This window comes from Sphingobacterium sp. BIGb0165 (assembly GCF_024810095.1).
GTDB lineage: Bacteria > Bacteroidota > Bacteroidia > Sphingobacteriales > Sphingobacteriaceae > Sphingobacterium > Sphingobacterium detergens.
The window spans coordinates 590138-606580 of sequence record NZ_JANUEB010000001.1; the positions used below are offsets into that span (position 1 = coordinate 590138).

The following is a 16443-nucleotide window of genomic DNA, read 5'->3' on the forward strand; positions in this document are numbered from 1 at the left end:
CTAAAACATAAAAGCAGGTTAGATCTTTCTATGAAAGATCTAACCTGCTTTTATGTTTTCTCGTTGCGCTAAAAAAGTACATCAGCCAACTCCGCTTCTTTGTCAAAGACTGACTTTGCAAAGGGGCACAAGGGGAGGATTTTGAGATGTTCTTTTCGGGCAAAGGCTACGGCAGCCATCAATAGTTGTTTACCTAATCCCTTGCCTGTATAGTTTTCGCGGACTTCGGTATGGTCAATAATAAACTTTGTTGGCCCAGCCCAGGTATATGTCATTTGTGCAGCTGATTTTCCTTGATCTACTACCTCAAAACTGCCATGTTTTTCGTCGTTTTTATGTACTACTTCCATTGATGATAATTTGATGTGTTATATAAAAGTATATCCAAAATAAACAAAATCTGATCAACATTATCCTCGAATTGTTTATCCTGTCGAATATTGCCGAAAATTGACCAAGTGATGTTAGGCTGATCGGCATTAATCACTGATGTGCTAAGGCCTATCTGCTCTTTTTGCCAAATAAATGCTAAAATATATAGATATACTAAATATGTTAGTATATTTGTTTTAGGAATGACTATGAATCGGAGCAAAAAACAAGAGTTTGCCATTGTGGATATAGAAACCACAGGGGGTAATGCAAAATCCAGCCGGATTACTGAAATTGCAATCGTTATACACGACGGTAATCGTGTGCTGCATCGTTGGGAGACTTTGGTAAATCCAGGTGTTGAAATTCCGAATTCTATTTTTGCGCTTACGGGTATCGACAATGACATGGTTGCGGATGCGCCATTATTTGAGGATGTTGCACCGGAAATTTATGCATTATTGAAAGATCGTGTTTTTGTTGCACACAATGTTAATTTTGATTATTCCTTCATTCGTTTTCAGCTTCAGGAGGCCGGAATAGACTGGTCTTCCATTAAATTGTGTACCGTACGCTATGCCCGTAAGATCAAACCGGGGCTTTTATCCTATAGTTTGGGCCGTTTGTGTGATTACCTCGATATACCCATCGAAAATAGGCACAGGGCAGGTGGTGACGCCGATGCAACAGCGATTCTTTTCGCTTATCTTCGCGCCCTCGATACGACACAGGTGTTTCAGGAAATGATCAAACACAAGGCTATCGACCAGCGGTTTCCGCCGCATTTAGATCGGAAGGAATTTGAGCAATTGCCCGATACCGCTGGTGTTTATTATTTTCATGATAGAAATGGGAAGGTCATCTATGTGGGGAAGGCAGTCAATATCAAGAAAAGGGTGTTATCCCACTTTACAGGTAACAATATTCAGGCGCAGCGACAAAATTTTTTAAAAGAGATCTATCACATTAGTTATGAATCTTGTGGTACAGAACTGATGTCTCTGCTACTGGAATGTACGGAGATTAAACGACTTTGGCCCAAATATAATCGGGCACTCAAACGGTATGAACCAAAATTCGGTCTGTTTTGCTATGAGGATCAAAATGGGTATCTCCATTTGGCGATAGGTAAGATGAATCGGATCCAAGATTGCATCCAGTTATTTCAACGGGAATATGATGCCATTCAATTATTACAGTCCTTTATGAAAGAAGGAGAAATTAGCTCTCAGTTTTGTCATTTTGGCACTGCTAGTTTGTCAGCTAAATCCGTCAGTCGAGCTGATTTGCCTGACAAAGAACTGCATAATACACGTGTGGAGCGTTGTATTGATGAATGGTTAAAGCAAAGACCTTCTTATGTATTTATAGATAAGGGGCGGAGTATGGAAGAAAAGAGCTGTATTGTCATTGAAAATGGCCGGTTTTATGGTATGGGGTATATTGATCTATATGGTCAATATGCTGATTTAGCAGATATCAGAACCCAGGTAAAGGTTTATCCAAGCAATCATTATATGATGGAGCTGGTAAGGCAAATGGCTGAACGCTATCCAAATAAGGTGCATTTCCTGACTCAAAATCCGGCTGGGCTTATAGCTGCTGAGCCTGACACTGACTATGACAAAATTACCACAGACAAGCTCTTCCAATAAGTTGATCTGTTACTCGATAATATAGTCAGTGGACTCAGAAAGGGTAGATTCGTCATATCAATCTCAGCAATTTGTTAAAAAAATGTGAAATATAAAATTGACACTCTTTTTGGTCTAATAGTTGAAATATTCCTTGTGTAGAATAATAAAAAAGACTTTTCATAATTTAGGTTAATAATTGGTTAGTTAAGACCTGGGGCTCCCAACCTCAGGTCTTCTTTTTTATATACAGAGACAGCGTGTATCGTTGCTCGTTTGGATGGAAAGCGCTTCTTATATAAAATTGAACCCAGTTATTTTTGTTTAAAAATCACTTTTTGCTATCTTATTGTGTAACAGTAATGGTTTGTATATCAAATTATTGTGATTTGTCCCCCCTTTTGTCCCCCTTGTTTTTTTCTCTACGGGGTTAATTTGACTTACTTTAGTACATGCATACTGTAATGGCGGAATTAGTAAACAAATATGGGGCGTTTTCTAAAAGTAGCTACGGTATATCTTATCCATATCTTTATATATAAAAAGGGCCTAGGCCCTTTTTTTTGTGTCATTCTGATGGAGATGTCTACTTTGTAGACAGTGGAAAATGCCGAAATTTTTGCTTCAATAAACTTAGACCTAGATTTTGATATAGATCTTCTTTTTTCTGAGGAATAAGGCTGCTAACCAATTGAGGAAAACAAAGAACAGGGCGAATAATACTGACCCCAGTGCTTGGTTTGTCCAGTTTCCAAATATCGCCTGATAGCTAAAGTCCCAGAGGTTTTGCTTAGTATTTGGTATCAAAATAAGGGCACATAGGCTGGGAACAATTCCACTCAGACAATAGATGAAAAGTGTATTCTTTCCGAAGTCGTCAAACACACTGTATAGCGGACCTTTGATCTTTAGAAATTCAATCAGATAAATTAACAGACTCAGAAAAGCTAAGGCTATCCCGGTTGTAAATAAGCAATAACTACTGGTCCAGATCTTTTTATTGATGGGGAAGGCAAAAGACCATAAATATCCGGCAATGATCAAGGTTACTCCCCAGGCAAATAGCCTGATCAGCTCTTTCTTTCCTGCTAATCTTTGAATAATATATTTCCCGGTTATATAACCAAAAACAGTTTGACTGATTGCAGCGGGTGCGCTCCATATATCTTCGGGATCAAATGCTTTACCTTCACCATGATAAAGGTGGGAAGCACCGAAAAGCTTGACGTCCAGAGCCGTTCCAAACCATCCTTCTAAGCTATAGGGATCATTGGGGTTGGCTATATAGCAGATTAACCAATAGAAAAGCAGCAGAAAGATACTCGTAATAACGGCTCCTTTATCTTTGAGGTAATAGATTAATACGGCACTGCAAAAATAGCATAAGGCAATACGTTGTAAAACACCAAAGTAGCGGTATTTTTCCATGGGCAGCCATTCCAGCTGATGCTGGCTATTCCATTCCACATAAGGGAAGATATTTAATAAGAAGCCGATCAGAAATAATAATAGAAATCTTTTGCTGACTTTTTTTAGAAATACCGCAGATGGGATTTCTTCCATTTTTTTTAAGGAGAAAGCCATTGAATTTCCTACCGCGAACAGAAAAAAGGGAAAAATAAGATCTGTAAATGTACAGCCATGCCAGGCGGAATGTTCCAGCTGCAGATATACATGGTGGTAATTCCCTGGATTATTGACTAGTATCATGGCTGCAACTGTAAATCCACGAAATATGTCTAATGATTTAAAGCGGTTCATAAATTGATATAAAAAAGGCCGCTTTAGGAAGTTTCAGTTCAACTAAAGCGGCTCGGGTTGGTCATTAATAGCCTGGATTTTGAGTTAGGCTAGGGTTTGCCTGCATTTCCAATAATGGTATTGGTAGTAGGAGGCTATTTTGGTTAAAATTATATTTTATTGGAGTAGGGGAACTTACATTCCCTTCGTTACAGGTAAACTTGAGCTCGTTCAGCTTGTTCATAACGTCCACTGTAACGCCATAACGATTCAAATCATCCCAACGTTGTCCCTCAAATGCAAGTTCCAATCGGCGCTCATTGAGTATAATAGATTTCAGCTGACTTGCGTTGCCTGTTGTGATATCGGGCAGCCCAGCACGGTGGCGGATGATGTTAAGGGTATTCATTGCTTCGTTTGAATTGCCTAGGGCATTTAAAGCTTCTGCCTTTAACAAAACAATATCTGCCAGACGGAGTAAATAGAAGTGGTCTCCACTCTGAAAACTATTGGCGTGTTTTTGTTTGACATTAAAGGGGATTTTGGTATTGCTATCTGCACAAGGGTTCCAGAACTCATCAGCCCAAGGGACAGAAAAGAACCAGATATTGGCATTTTTCCGTTTTGTGTCACCCGCTTTGTCATAAGCATCTACAAGATCTTTAGAAGGAGTGCCATATCTGCGCCATTCATTTTCATTGATCAGTCCATTCCCATCCAGATCGGGGAAAAAGAAGGCACCTCCCCAACAACTTAAATTGGGACTTCCTGCAACATATGGGATTTCTATAATTGACTCATTGTTGTAGTTGTGTGCGCCATCAAAGAGGTCAGCATAGTTTTGAAGCAGCTGATAGCCACCTTTTCCGTTAATTACCGCATCTGCGTATTGGAGAACCTTGTTGTAATCCCGATCTGGCCGTTGTGCCCATATCTTGGTCAGGAGGGCATTTGCGGCGCCTTTTGTTGCGCGAACTTTGTCGATAGAAGGTTGGCCAAATCCGTCTGGTAGATTGTTTACGGCAACTTGCAAATCCGAATCTATAAAGTCATAAACTTCTTCTACAGTTGATCTTTTGATACGGATGACTTCTGGGTCTGTGCTGTTCGAGTGTTTTTCCAGCGGAACTCCACCATATAATTTGACTAGCTGGTAGTAATGGAAAGCTCTCAAAAAAGAGGCTTCCCCTAAAATTTGTTTACGCCGCTCTTCTGAAAAGGTAGGGTCAGTGACTTTTCCTACGTTGTCAATGACAATATTACATTTTGAAATGGCTCCATATAATTCTTCCCAGTCCCTGCGTACCATGTCATTGGTATTGGTGATGGTGTTGAAATCAATTTGCCCAAAATCAATCTCACCACCACCTGCAGCGTGTGCATTGTCAGAGCGGATATCAGTTTGTAAAATCATCTCCCATTGGTAGTAATTGGCATTACTACCCGGTCTTGTGCCATTTCCGATGAATGAGTTATAAGCGCCATTCATCGCTTTTTCGATATTATCACCTGTCAGGTAAGCATTTTCACTGGTTACCGTAGATGTTGGTTGTACGTCCAAAAACTTCTTACAAGAAGTGAAGGATAGGGATGCCATTAAGGCTATTGTGAGCGACGTATATAGATTAGATCTCATGTTATTCAAATTAAATGGTTAAAAGGTTAAGTTTAAACCAACAATAAAGGTGCGTGCTTGTGGTGAAGTACCGAAATCAATACCTGGAGACATATTGGAGCTCACAGCGTATTGATTGGTTGCGCTGTACATACTGACCTCGGGATCCAAACCGGAGTACTTGGTAAAAGTCAATAGGTTTTCACCGGTCACATAGAAACGCAGTTTATTAATTTTCCATTTCTCCAGGACCTGTTTGGGTATGGTATAGCCGAGTGTTAACGATTTTAATCGGAGATAGGATCCCTTTTCAACAAATCGGGAAGAGATCTGCGTATTGTAATTATCCTCCGTGGTGTTTAAATCGGGACGTGGCATCGTGCTGTTTTTATTTGTTGGACTCCAACGGTTAAGGACTGCCGCACTTTGGTTTCGGGGCTCCCACATACCTTCTGTATAAATACGTGTTGCATTGAGGATGTCGTTACCCTGTACACCTTGCAAGAAAAAAGATAAATTAAAGTTTTTGTAACTGAAATCGTTTGTCATTCCGTAAGAAAACTTGGGTGTGGCATTACCAATAACAGCCATATCGCTCGTCTGAAGTCCCGCATCGGGATCAGCCATCTGATAGATCATATCGCCGGTTTCCGGATTGACACCCTTGGCTACGTAGCCCCAGAAGGTGCCTAAAGCAAGGCCTTCTTTGGCGATGGTACTGTTTCCACGACCGTCAATATTACCATCGTAATAGGTGCCACCATCAATATTCAGAACTTTGTTGCGATTGAGACCAAAGGTTAGGGATGTATTCCATTTGAAGTCCTGGACAAAATTCCGGCTACTTAATTCAAATTCAAAACCTTTGTTCTGTAGATCGCCAAGGTTCCTTAGGACGTTGGCATATCCCGAACTATAAGGTACGCGCGAATCCAGTAAAAGTCCTACCGTTTTCTTTGCATAATAGTCTGCCGCGATAGTCAATCGTGAGTTTAGAAAGCTCGCATCAATACCAATATCCGTCTGGTTGGTTGTTTCCCATTTCAGGCTGGGGTTATCCAGCGTGATTGGTGTGTAGCCTGGTACAACCTGATCGCCAATGACGTACGACCCTGTCACATCTATTAAGCCAAGATAGGCGAAGGCCGGTATCTGGCTGTTTCCGACTTTACCCCAGCTCGCTCTGACCTTTAAATCGTTGACTGTATTTTTCCAGGCTTCGAAGAAACTCTCATTTGATATACGCCAGCCTGCTGAAAAGGAGGGGAAATAACCCCAGCGGTTGTTGGGGCCAAATACCGAAGATGCATCTGCTCTTAGGTTGGCCGTGAATAAATAAGTGCTATTATAATCATAACCGATTTTGGCGATACCGGAAACGGTCGTAATTGCAGCATCCTTTGCAGTAGGCATGCTTGTAATCATCGATCCGCCATTAACGGTATGGATCGCAGGATTGGCGAAGTTCTGCGTACTTATACTTGAACCAGTTGTTTGTGTTTTGGTGGTAATATACCCCAATAAACCGGTGAAGTGATGTTTTTCATTAAAGGTCTTATCATAGTTTAGGGTGTTTTCGGACATCCAATACTGATTGTCCTGTTGGTCGAGCTGGGCCATTCCCTTATATTTCCGGCCTTCGGTGGTACGAAATGGATCGACAAAACTACGGTATTGATTGTTGTATTTCTCGTAGCCAAATAAAGTTTTGAATTTTAGTTCAGGGAGGATATTCGCCTCAGCAAAAATATTTCCAGTAAATCTATTATTGACATAAGAATGTTCATTTCCGGTAGCCAATGCAACAGGGTTATCAAGGTCTGTATAAAAAGGATCTACGGTAAATGCACCTTTGTCACCGTAGATTCCAATCACTGGGGAACCTAAATAAGCATTCATAATAACACCATTTCGTGTATTTTCGGGAATATCTACATCATACCAGCGGTTATAAGACATACTCGTTCCTACTTTGAATATCTTGTTGATCTGATGATCGAGATTGACTTTGAAATTGACTTTGTTGACTGTATTTGTAATGACGGTACCATTATCTTTCTGATACGATCCTGAGATGTAAAATCCGGTCTTTTCATCACCACCGCGTACAGAGGCCTGATATTTTTGGCTATGCCCCGTGCGGAACAATTGATCTGGCCAATTGGTATCTGCTGAATATTTGGACCAATCGGCTGTCTCTCCAACTTCGGTCATCAGAGCTTTATATTGCGCAGCATTCAACACCTTTGGTCTTTTCCAGATTGTTGAAAAACCCTGATAAGTTTCGAAGTTTACTAGTGTTTTGCCATTATTCCCACGTTTGGTTGTAATGAGAACAACGCCATTGGCACCCGAAGAACCGTAGACAGCTGCGGATGCGGCATCTTTTAACACCGAGATGCTCTGTATATCTGAAGGATTGAGTTCGGAGATATTTTCGGTAGGAACACCATCGAGAATATACAATGGGTTGCTACCGGCCGTGATTGTCGACGTTCCGCGTACACGAATAGAGAAACCAGCCTGTGGCTGACCCGAGGATTTGACGATTTCTACCCCAGCCATTTTCCCTTCCATGGCACTAGCTAATTGGGTTACCGGTCTGTCTTCAATATCCTTTGTGTTCATCGTGGCAATAGCTCCGGTGATGTCTTTCTTCTTCTGCGTTCCAAAACCTATCACAACGATCTGTTCCAATTGGTTATTTGCCGTTTTCAGCTGAACTGTTAGGGGATTGTTGCTGCTGATCGTATTATTTACCGTTTCATAACCTACAGAGCTAAAGCTTAGTTGTTGTGTCGGTGCACCTTCTATGCTAAACTCGCCTTTACTGTTGGTTTCGGCCTGACGGCCATTATCCATATTTCGGATGGTGACACCCGCTAGCGGTTTTCCATCCATATCAACAACTTTCCCTTTGATCAGCTGTTGGACAGTCTGATTATTTGCCTGGGGTATATCTATTTTTCTCTTTAATACAATGGTGTTGTTGACGATTTTGTACGAATACGATAGTTCTTTTAGGTTATCATTCAAAATCTCTTCAATGGAGCCATCCGTATGATGGATCAGAATCTTTTGATTGTCATTGATCTGAGAATTGTCGTAAAGAAATACGTAGGAACTTTGCCGTTCGATTTCTCGCGCAAACTTTGCTAATGTGTATTCTTTGTCGTGTAATTTAATTTTGGATTGACTCACCAAGGCGATAGCCTTGTTATTTACAGTCGCTAGGCACTGGATGGCCAGTAGGGCACCAAATAGTTTTGCCCGTTTATGCGCAAAATGATTCGTTGTAACTTTATACATAATTTAGTTGGTAAATGTGTTCTATATTTTTATACGTTAGAGTTCTACTTCAATTTTGTTGTTTTTTAATTGGCATTTAATATCTAGGAAGTTGAGTGTTTCAATCAATTGTTGCGCGGTGGAGTTGCGTTTTATTTTTCCGGTCAGTTCACGTTTTTCATTGGTTCCTTTGTAGATGATATCCACATTATACCAACGTTTTATAGCAGACAGGGCTTCCTTGACCGGTGTAGATTCGAAATAGAAGAAGCCATTTTTCCAGGCTATCGCTTCTTCAATGTTCACGTCCTGGACAAGTAAATTGTTATTCCTGCTGAATGCGGCCTGACCTGGTTTTAACATCTTGGATCGACCAGATTGTGTCACCTGTACTGAGCCTTCGACAAGGGTGGTCCTGTTGTTTTCATTCGGATAAGACTGTACATTAAAATGCGTTCCGAAAACCCGGATGATCTGCTGGTCTGCATTAACGTAGAAGGGTTTTTTCTTATCTGGTGTAACCTCAAAATAAGCTTCACCGGACAATGTTACCTCCCTGTTGTTGGATGCGAAAGTCTCGGGAAAGGTCAGTTTGGAGCCGGCATTTAACCATACCTTACTGCCATCTGCAAGTATGATATTATATTCTGTACCGATCGGTGTTTCTATGGTATTTGTTCTATGACCAGGATTATTGTTGCCGGCGGTAAACTGATATTGAACCGTACCTTCGGCAGTCGTCGTAATCTTTACCTTTGCATCTTGATGTAGAATATGCTGTTTATTGTCGGATAGATCTATTTTGGTTCCGTCTGCTAAGGTTAATACAGCAGCTTTTGTCCCAGGATGAACCTCTTTTTGAACTATAGCTATTTCCGTTACTTGCTCATAGTCCGTGTGCTGTACGAGATAAAGCGGAAGTCCAAATAAGAGTAACAATGCAGCAGCAATTCCAGCCAATTTGTACCATCTGGAAATCGGTTTGATTTTGGAGCTTTCTATTTGCTGTTTGATATTCGAAAATAAACGTTCCTTAAGCTCTTGCTCACTTGTTGCGATTTGCTCGGGAATAGGGAGGGGTTCTTCACTATTTTCTTTATACCATTGCAGTAAATACGCCTCTTCTTCTTCCGTACAGGTGCCTTGAAGCCATTTATAAGCTAATTGCTTAATTTCAAATTGATTGTTATCAACCATATTTAGGGGTTATTTTCTATATAGTTCCCGAAATATGGAGGTACCCTGACAGCTGGGTAAAAAAAATTATAAAGTAATCAGAAAGCGCTGAATACCAGCGCGTATTTTTTTTAGGGCACGACTTAATTGGGTTTCAACTGTCTTCACGGAGATATCAAGTTCATCCGCAATTTGTTTGTAAGTCAGTCCCTGCTCACGGGATAGTTTGAAAATAAGCTGGCATTTCTCAGGTAAGGTTGAGACAACTTGTTCCAATCGGGCCCGCAATTCCTCAAACTGAAGCCAATCTTCGGTGGAGTTATCAAAATCTACCCAATCGTTATCCTGCTGAAAGGCTTCTCGTTTATAACGCTGTGCCAGATATTTAAAGACCTTGTATTTCACAGCGACTGCGAGATAGGAGGAGACATTGCTCTCTATATGCAATTGCTGTCTTCGGAGCCAAATAGAGGTGAAGATATTCTGAACGATTTCCTGCGCGTCCTCCAGCGAATCTGTTTTTCGGGCAGCCTGATAGTAGAGCTTCTTCCAGTAGCGCTCATATAATGCTTCAAAAGCGATATTATCATCCTGTTGAATCAATAGAATCAACTCTTCATCCGAATGGCTCCCACTATCTTTCATCTGAGACAATAATCTGTTTTTCTTCGGTTATATTATGTGACTATATAATTTGTGCTGTAAATGTAGTTACTAAATTAGGAATATTCCAATTTTTAAAATTAATATTACCGGTCCAATTGTTTAAGGTATTGTCTGTTTTGGTCTCAAGGGCTAAAGTTCGTTTTTCAGTAAATAAGCCACACGTTGAGCTAGGTTAGAGATTTGCATGGAAGAATGATAGTAGAGGTGGACCCTACATTTTCTGGATGACTATATACGCTTTATCGTGCTAGATATGGTTGTCTAGTAGTTAAAATAGATCAAAGAGTCTATTTTTCTATTTTATCCGTTTTCAGCAGGTCAATAGCCCGTTTAAAGCACCATTAAAGCACTTTTTGCTATCTAGCAAGATAGTGCTATATCTGTGCTATATCTGTGCTTGACAAGTGCTTTATCTGTAATGGACAACTGAGACGTCAAAATACTAGCATTGAAAGAACAGATAAAGTGTGATTTTTTAACTTATGTGTTTTAAATATTTCTTTTTGTTTAAAGCTAAGATTCTGTTTATTTGTACCCAATAAACACTGAGTGAAGCAGCCATATCAATGCGCAAAAAAAAGCAACAATGCTGGGGCAGGCTTGATTTTCATTATGATGGAAGGCTGCGGATAGATTGCGAGTATATAAAAGCAAAAAAAGAGTACCCAAATTGCTTAGATACTCTTTTTTGTGTTTTATTTAATGTTATAGCTATTAGAAATTCGGTTTCAACAAATACTTATCATAGAAACGGAAAATATGATCAGCTGCTTCTTCAGCGGTATCAACGATGCGAAAAAGCTTGAGGTCTTCTTCACTGATGTACTTGTTTGACAACATGGTATTTTGCACCCAGTCCATGAGGCCTTTCCAGTACTCTGAACCAACCAATACAATTGGGAAGCGGGCAATCTTACCTGTTTGAATCAAGGTAATCGCTTCAAAGAGTTCATCCATTGTTCCGAAGCCACCAGGCATAACGATATAACCTTGAGAGTATTTCATAAACATTACTTTTCGTACAAAAAAGTATTTGAACTCAAGCAGTTTATCCCGATCAATATATTTGTTGTGAAACTGCTCAAACGGTAGTTCAATATTCAAACCCACAGATTTTCCGCCAGACTCATAAGCACCTTTATTTGCGGCTTCCATAATCCCCGGGCCACCTCCAGATATAATACCATAACCCCGTTCAGTTAGTAGCGCAGCGATATCTACAGCCATTTGATAATATTTGTGTTCACGTGGTGTGCGTGCCGAACCAAATATGGATACACAGGGGCCAATTTTAGCCAATTTTTCAAACCCATCCACAAATTCTGACATGACTTTAAAAATCTGCCATGAATCTTTAACCTTAATTTCCTGCCATGTTTTGTTCTCAAAAGCGCGGATAATTTTATCTTCTTTTGTAATGTCCATATATAACGTTATACATTTAATTTCTAAAACCCATTTTTTTTCAAAAAGGAATACAATATAGCTATTTTTTTAATACTAGCTACTTTTTACGATTATTCTTACATTTGCATTATGAATTTTTCTTCTAAACTTCTTGAGAACGCGGTTGCGGAATTTGGTAAATTACCGGGTGTGGGACAAAAGACAGCCCTAAGGCTGGTCTTGCATTTATTGAAGCAATCCGATCCCGAGGTGGCCCGTTTTACGGCATCTATTGATCGGTTGAAAGAAGATATTCAATATTGCCAGGAATGTTTTAATATTTCGGATCATGCGACCTGTGAAATATGTGGATCGTTTAAACGTGAAAAGAACCTCATCTGTGTGGTCGAAGATACACGTGATGTTATGGCCATTGAAAATACAAATTCTTACCAAGGTGTTTATCATGTATTAGGGGGGCTGATTTCGCCAATGGACGGAATAGGTCCTGCTGACCTTAAAATTGAAGGATTACTCAACCGTATTCAACGGGGTGGTGTTGAGGAGGTTATTTTAGCACTTTCAGCAACGATGGAAGGGGATACAACCATCTTTTATCTGTATCGAAAATTGCGTGAGTTTGATATCAAGATTACAACAATCGCACGCGGTATCGCATTTGGAGGTGAATTGGAATATGTCGATGAGCTCACCTTGGGTCGGTCAATCGCTACCAGGGTGCCTTACGAACGTCATGTTGGCTAGTTGTATTTCAAATAGATCTCTTTGACTCCCTCATGGACTTTGCGGCCTTTCCGTATCTGTTGGTGCCTAACCTCATCCTTTAGGATATGGCTATTTTCTTTTTTGTTTTTAAGAATGTTGAAGTAGGCTATCTTACCGATCGTTGTCTTTTCCAGTCCCAATAGGTTACAGGAGTAATCGCCCAGTAGATAGTTGTTATAGTACAAATGTACCTCCCGCATTAATTTTCTGCCAAACTTGCTTGTCGGGTAAGCTGCATGTACGGGTTCTTCCATAAGGGCCTGGGCTAATGCAATACTGTCCTGATCTCCTTCTTTTTGGGTCATGGTCCAATAGTATAGGGCTTTGATGGCTTCTTCCTCAGTGTCTGGAAGCAGATCCAATGGAATACCCAATAAGCTTCCGATATACTTCCAAAGGTGCATAATTCCATTTATTTCGATTTCTAATAATTTGAATTTCATTTGTTTAAGCCCGATTAAGTAAACTAATGAAAAACCTAGATTCGTTGCCAACATATCCCAAGTATTTAAAGGGATACCCCATTTTTCAGTGGCCCAATCACCATGTTTCAATATATTCAAGCGTGCGAAGGAATGGATACATCGTGTCAATAGAATGGCTTCAAAGCCAATACCACCTTTTCGTAATGCCTGGTCAGCGGTGATGTCGACCCAAAATGTTACCGTCTCGGTTAAGCGTTTGACGGCGCCTTTTTTAAGTGCTCCAGTAAAAATCAAGGGTTTATTGATCGCGCTGGATTCATAACCACCCATGAGACAATAATCGCGTAATACAATGAGTCCAGTCAATCCTGAGCGCTGACTGAGCGCAATTCCCTGTTGTAATTTCTGCCAATCGAGCCATTGGGGCTCTACAGGCAAGTTGTTTATAAAATCCGAAATCAGTTTATCGTAAATGCTTTCGATGGATTTGCCCTGCAGATAATCCCGAATCAATTGTTGCCCTTTTGTAAAACCAATTTTCAGATGTAAATGTTCTACCAGTCGGTCGCAGGCCTCATCGTACTGATATAACAATGGAATATATTGATCCGCATCGGCCAGATTTGGTTTATTGGGCAACTTGTCTAGCAACTTAGCACCGATACCCTTGGTCCAATAATAGGAAAAGGAGGTTGTGTTAATTTTATAGCGCTCGGGGATTTTCATTTTTAAATAGTATACCTAAATTGGAATCAACTGATCTGTTGTCGATTTTAAATGGGTAAATTTATTGAATTGTCCATGGTGTATAATTTCCTGTTGCATAGGTTTTTTTACCTTCTTTTGTGAAGTTAAAATCCATATAATCGGTCTGGCAAGAAGAGGTGTCGCTACAGCAGAATTGTCGGGAAATTTTGAAATGAAGGCGAAAGGAACCCTTTAGCGTCATGCGATCAAAGAGAATATTGCTGATGCTAAAATCTGTCAGTGTCGGAGCACCATCTTGATCATCGAGCTGACCAACAACATGGTCATCAATCAGTCGCTGCTGTTCGGTACCTAATAATTTTGAGCATTGTATTGGATCGTTTCGCAGCGATTCAAAGTTGCTGTCTCCTGTTATTGTTAATTGTATGCTGATGTCTGCCATGTCTTAATATACATTAAATGCTCTCCAGTTGGGGATGTACAAGTTATAGATCGCTTCTGATTCTTTCTTGTTTTTTTTGGAAATTTTACAAAATGCTGCTAAAACAACCAGATTAATCTGTTCTTTGTCAAAATCAATCAATCGGGATGAAAAATAGATTTCATTGCCCTTAATTTTATAATTCGTGGTAGATAGCTTGCCTATATGGATTGCTGAAATTGCGTAGTTGTCCAGCTGTTCTTCCCAATAGGTTATCCTTTTGATCAGTTCATTGTATAACAATTCATGACTCCAGGGTTTGAGTAACTTGAGTGTATTTACAGCCTTTCGTTGGTGAACGCAGATACTGCTTGATTTAAGTTCAATAAAAGGCGCTGCTGAGGTTTGAAAAACCTTAACCAGGTAGGGTTTTGTAAATAAATGATAGGGATTTTCCAGGTAGGAATAGGACTGATCATGTCCGGAAGATGTTGGCGGATTAAGCCTGATATATTGTTCGAGGGAGGCAATATCATAAAAGGCTGGTGCATAGACACGAAAGGGGGAATCTGTACCTTGAATTTGAATATAATCTTTGTCCCAACTGACTATTTCATAAAAATTGTGATCAATTTCAATCTGCATATTAAGGAAGTGGTGTTTTATAAAACGAGTTCAAAGTAACTATATTTTTGTATTAAACACAGGATTAAGAGAAAATTCATGCAGACTTCATAATTTAAGCCGCAGCCATAATATTTACAAATGTTGTGATAATATCTACAAAGCAAAAGGGGCTAAATAGCTTAGCTTTGGAAAAAATGATATTTTCATGAATGAACTCAATCAGCGCAACGAACAGTATACATTAGAAAATGTACGATTGGAAACAGGTTTTCTCTATAGTGAAGGGAAAATTGTTGGAACTGATACGGCACTCTTTGCGGTAACAATAGCGGACGGAAAGATAAAGGAAATTCGGCCGGGTCAGACTACAGTTGGCTCCGGCGGATTCGATGCGAAGGGAAAATTGGCATTACCCGCCTTTAGGGATATGCACATCCATTTGGATAAAACCCTTTATGGTCTACCTTGGAAGGCTGTATTTCCCAAAAATAGAACCGTGAAGGATATGATTGCCCGCGAGCAGGAAATTATTCCAGAGCTGCTTAAAACCTCGGTGGAAAGGGCTGAAAAGCTAATCATGTTGCTGCAAGGCTATGGAACTAATTTTGCTAGAACACATTTTAATGTCGATCCAACCTCTGGCACCAAATCATTAGCAAATCTATTGCGGGCATTGGAACATGTGAAAGATTCCTTTGGCGCAGAACTGGTTGCTTTCCCACAACATGGGTTATATTATACGGACTCTGCTGGGCTGATGAAGGAAATTGCTGCCTGGGAAAAGGTTGATTTTATAGGAGGTCTAGATCCCTATAGTATTGATGGAAGTATCGAAAAACCCATGGATTTGACTGTTCAGTTAGCTTTGGACAACAAAAAGGGAATTGATATCCATCTGCATGAGGGGGGTGAATCTGGTGTCAAAACCATCCATTACTTAATAGACAAAGTACTTGAGAATCCCGCACTGCAGGGACGGACATTTATCAGTCATGCTTTTGCATTGGGGTATATGTCTCAAAAAGATCTTCAATATACAGCTGAACGCTTGGCTTCCGCCAAGGTCGGTATTGCGAGTTCAGTCCCGTTCCGTAATATGCTGATGCCATTGCCTCAACTGCGGAAAGCGGGAGTGGAGGTACTTACCGGAAATGATAATGTGCAGGATCACTGGGGGACCTTCGGTAGTGGAAATATGTTGCAAAAAGCAAACCTTGCTGCGCAACTCTATGGTTATGAGACGGAATTTGATCTGTCCCGTTGCCTACACTATGCGACAAATGGAAAATTACCTTTGGACGATAGTGGTCAACGGATATGGCCAAATGTAGGTGATGAAGCGAGTTTCCTATTGGTGGATGCAAGCTGCTCTGCTGAAGCTGTATCACGTATCTCAGCTGTCGATGGCCTACTGCACAAAGGGAATATCGTCAAGTGGAGCAATTCGTCCCAAATTTAATCTGCTTACACGCCCCATTTATTGTTTTATTATATTGCCACTTTTTATCCGTTAGTGATAAAAAGTGGCTTTTATTGAATTGGCTGTCAGCTCGGTATATTGGTCAGAAAGAACCTTCCTTTGATTATCCTAACTGTGGT

At 40.3% G+C, this 16443-nt stretch carries 13 protein-coding genes; 3 read left to right on the plus strand and 10 right to left on the minus strand.

Features of this window, described 5'->3' with window-relative positions:
• Positions 1-68: 68 nt before the first annotated feature.
• A complete protein-coding gene (locus M2408_RS02535; RefSeq protein WP_259178959.1) occupies positions 69-350 on the minus strand; it encodes a GNAT family N-acetyltransferase in 282 nt (93 codons plus the stop codon).
• Between the two features lie 231 nt (positions 351-581).
• Here M2408_RS02535 and M2408_RS02540 point away from each other — a divergent pair, with 231 nt between their 5' ends.
• Positions 582-2027, plus strand: coding sequence for an exonuclease domain-containing protein (locus M2408_RS02540; protein WP_259178960.1), 1446 nt, complete (start codon positions 582-584; stop codon positions 2025-2027).
• A 618-nt stretch (positions 2028-2645) separates the two neighbouring features.
• On the opposite strand, the gene M2408_RS02545 is transcribed toward M2408_RS02540, so the two are convergent.
• The 6 genes from M2408_RS02545 to M2408_RS02570 all read right to left on the minus strand — a co-directional run bounded on the left by M2408_RS02545 (position 2646) and on the right by M2408_RS02570 (position 11910).
• Positions 2646-3767 carry an acyltransferase family protein gene (locus tag M2408_RS02545; protein WP_259178961.1) on the minus strand — a complete coding sequence of 374 codons (1122 nt, stop codon included), beginning with the start codon at positions 3765-3767 and terminating at the stop codon, positions 2646-2648.
• Between the two features lie 64 nt (positions 3768-3831).
• The gene (locus M2408_RS02550; protein WP_259178963.1) at positions 3832-5382 is read right to left on the minus strand and encodes a RagB/SusD family nutrient uptake outer membrane protein; all 1551 of its coding nucleotides are present in this window, start codon (positions 5380-5382) and stop codon (positions 3832-3834) included.
• Between the two features lie 18 nt (positions 5383-5400).
• The gene (locus M2408_RS02555; RefSeq protein ID WP_259178966.1) at positions 5401-8670 is read right to left on the minus strand and encodes a TonB-dependent receptor; all 3270 of its coding nucleotides are present in this window, start codon (positions 8668-8670) and stop codon (positions 5401-5403) included.
• A 36-nt stretch (positions 8671-8706) separates the two neighbouring features.
• Positions 8707-9846 (minus strand): FecR family protein, encoded by a 1140-nt coding sequence (locus M2408_RS02560; RefSeq protein ID WP_259178968.1) that lies wholly within the window; start codon positions 9844-9846, stop codon positions 8707-8709.
• 66 nt (positions 9847-9912) lie between these two features.
• Positions 9913-10470 carry an RNA polymerase sigma-70 factor gene (locus tag M2408_RS02565; RefSeq protein WP_120257867.1) on the minus strand — a complete coding sequence of 186 codons (558 nt, stop codon included), beginning with the start codon at positions 10468-10470 and terminating at the stop codon, positions 9913-9915.
• Positions 10471-11205: 735 nt separating this feature from the next.
• Complete coding sequence (locus M2408_RS02570; protein ID WP_199768646.1) at positions 11206-11910, minus strand: TIGR00730 family Rossman fold protein; 705 nt, start codon at positions 11908-11910, stop codon at positions 11206-11208.
• A 117-nt stretch (positions 11911-12027) separates the two neighbouring features.
• Here M2408_RS02570 and recR point away from each other — a divergent pair, with 117 nt between their 5' ends.
• The gene (recR, locus tag M2408_RS02575) at positions 12028-12642 is read left to right on the plus strand and encodes a recombination mediator RecR (protein WP_259178970.1); all 615 of its coding nucleotides are present in this window, start codon (positions 12028-12030) and stop codon (positions 12640-12642) included.
• Here recR and M2408_RS02580 read toward each other — a convergent pair.
• The 3 genes from M2408_RS02580 to M2408_RS02590 form a co-directional block, all read right to left on the minus strand.
• Positions 12639-13814: an oxygenase MpaB family protein gene (locus M2408_RS02580; RefSeq protein WP_259178974.1), complete on the minus strand. Its 1176-nt coding sequence runs from the start codon at positions 13812-13814 to the stop codon at positions 12639-12641. The genes recR and M2408_RS02580 overlap by 4 nt on opposite strands.
• A 61-nt stretch (positions 13815-13875) precedes the next feature.
• Complete coding sequence (locus tag M2408_RS02585; protein ID WP_259178977.1) at positions 13876-14238, minus strand: hypothetical protein; 363 nt, start codon at positions 14236-14238, stop codon at positions 13876-13878.
• A gap of 3 nt (positions 14239-14241) precedes the next feature.
• Entirely contained in the window at positions 14242-14862 is a 621-nt protein-coding gene (locus M2408_RS02590; protein WP_259178980.1) for a hypothetical protein, read from the minus strand.
• A gap of 187 nt (positions 14863-15049) precedes the next feature.
• Here M2408_RS02590 and M2408_RS02595 point away from each other — a divergent pair, with 187 nt between their 5' ends.
• On the plus strand, positions 15050-16303 hold the full coding sequence (locus M2408_RS02595; protein ID WP_259178982.1) for an amidohydrolase: 1254 nt from the start codon (positions 15050-15052) through the stop codon (positions 16301-16303).
• Positions 16304-16443: the final 140 nt, after the last annotated feature.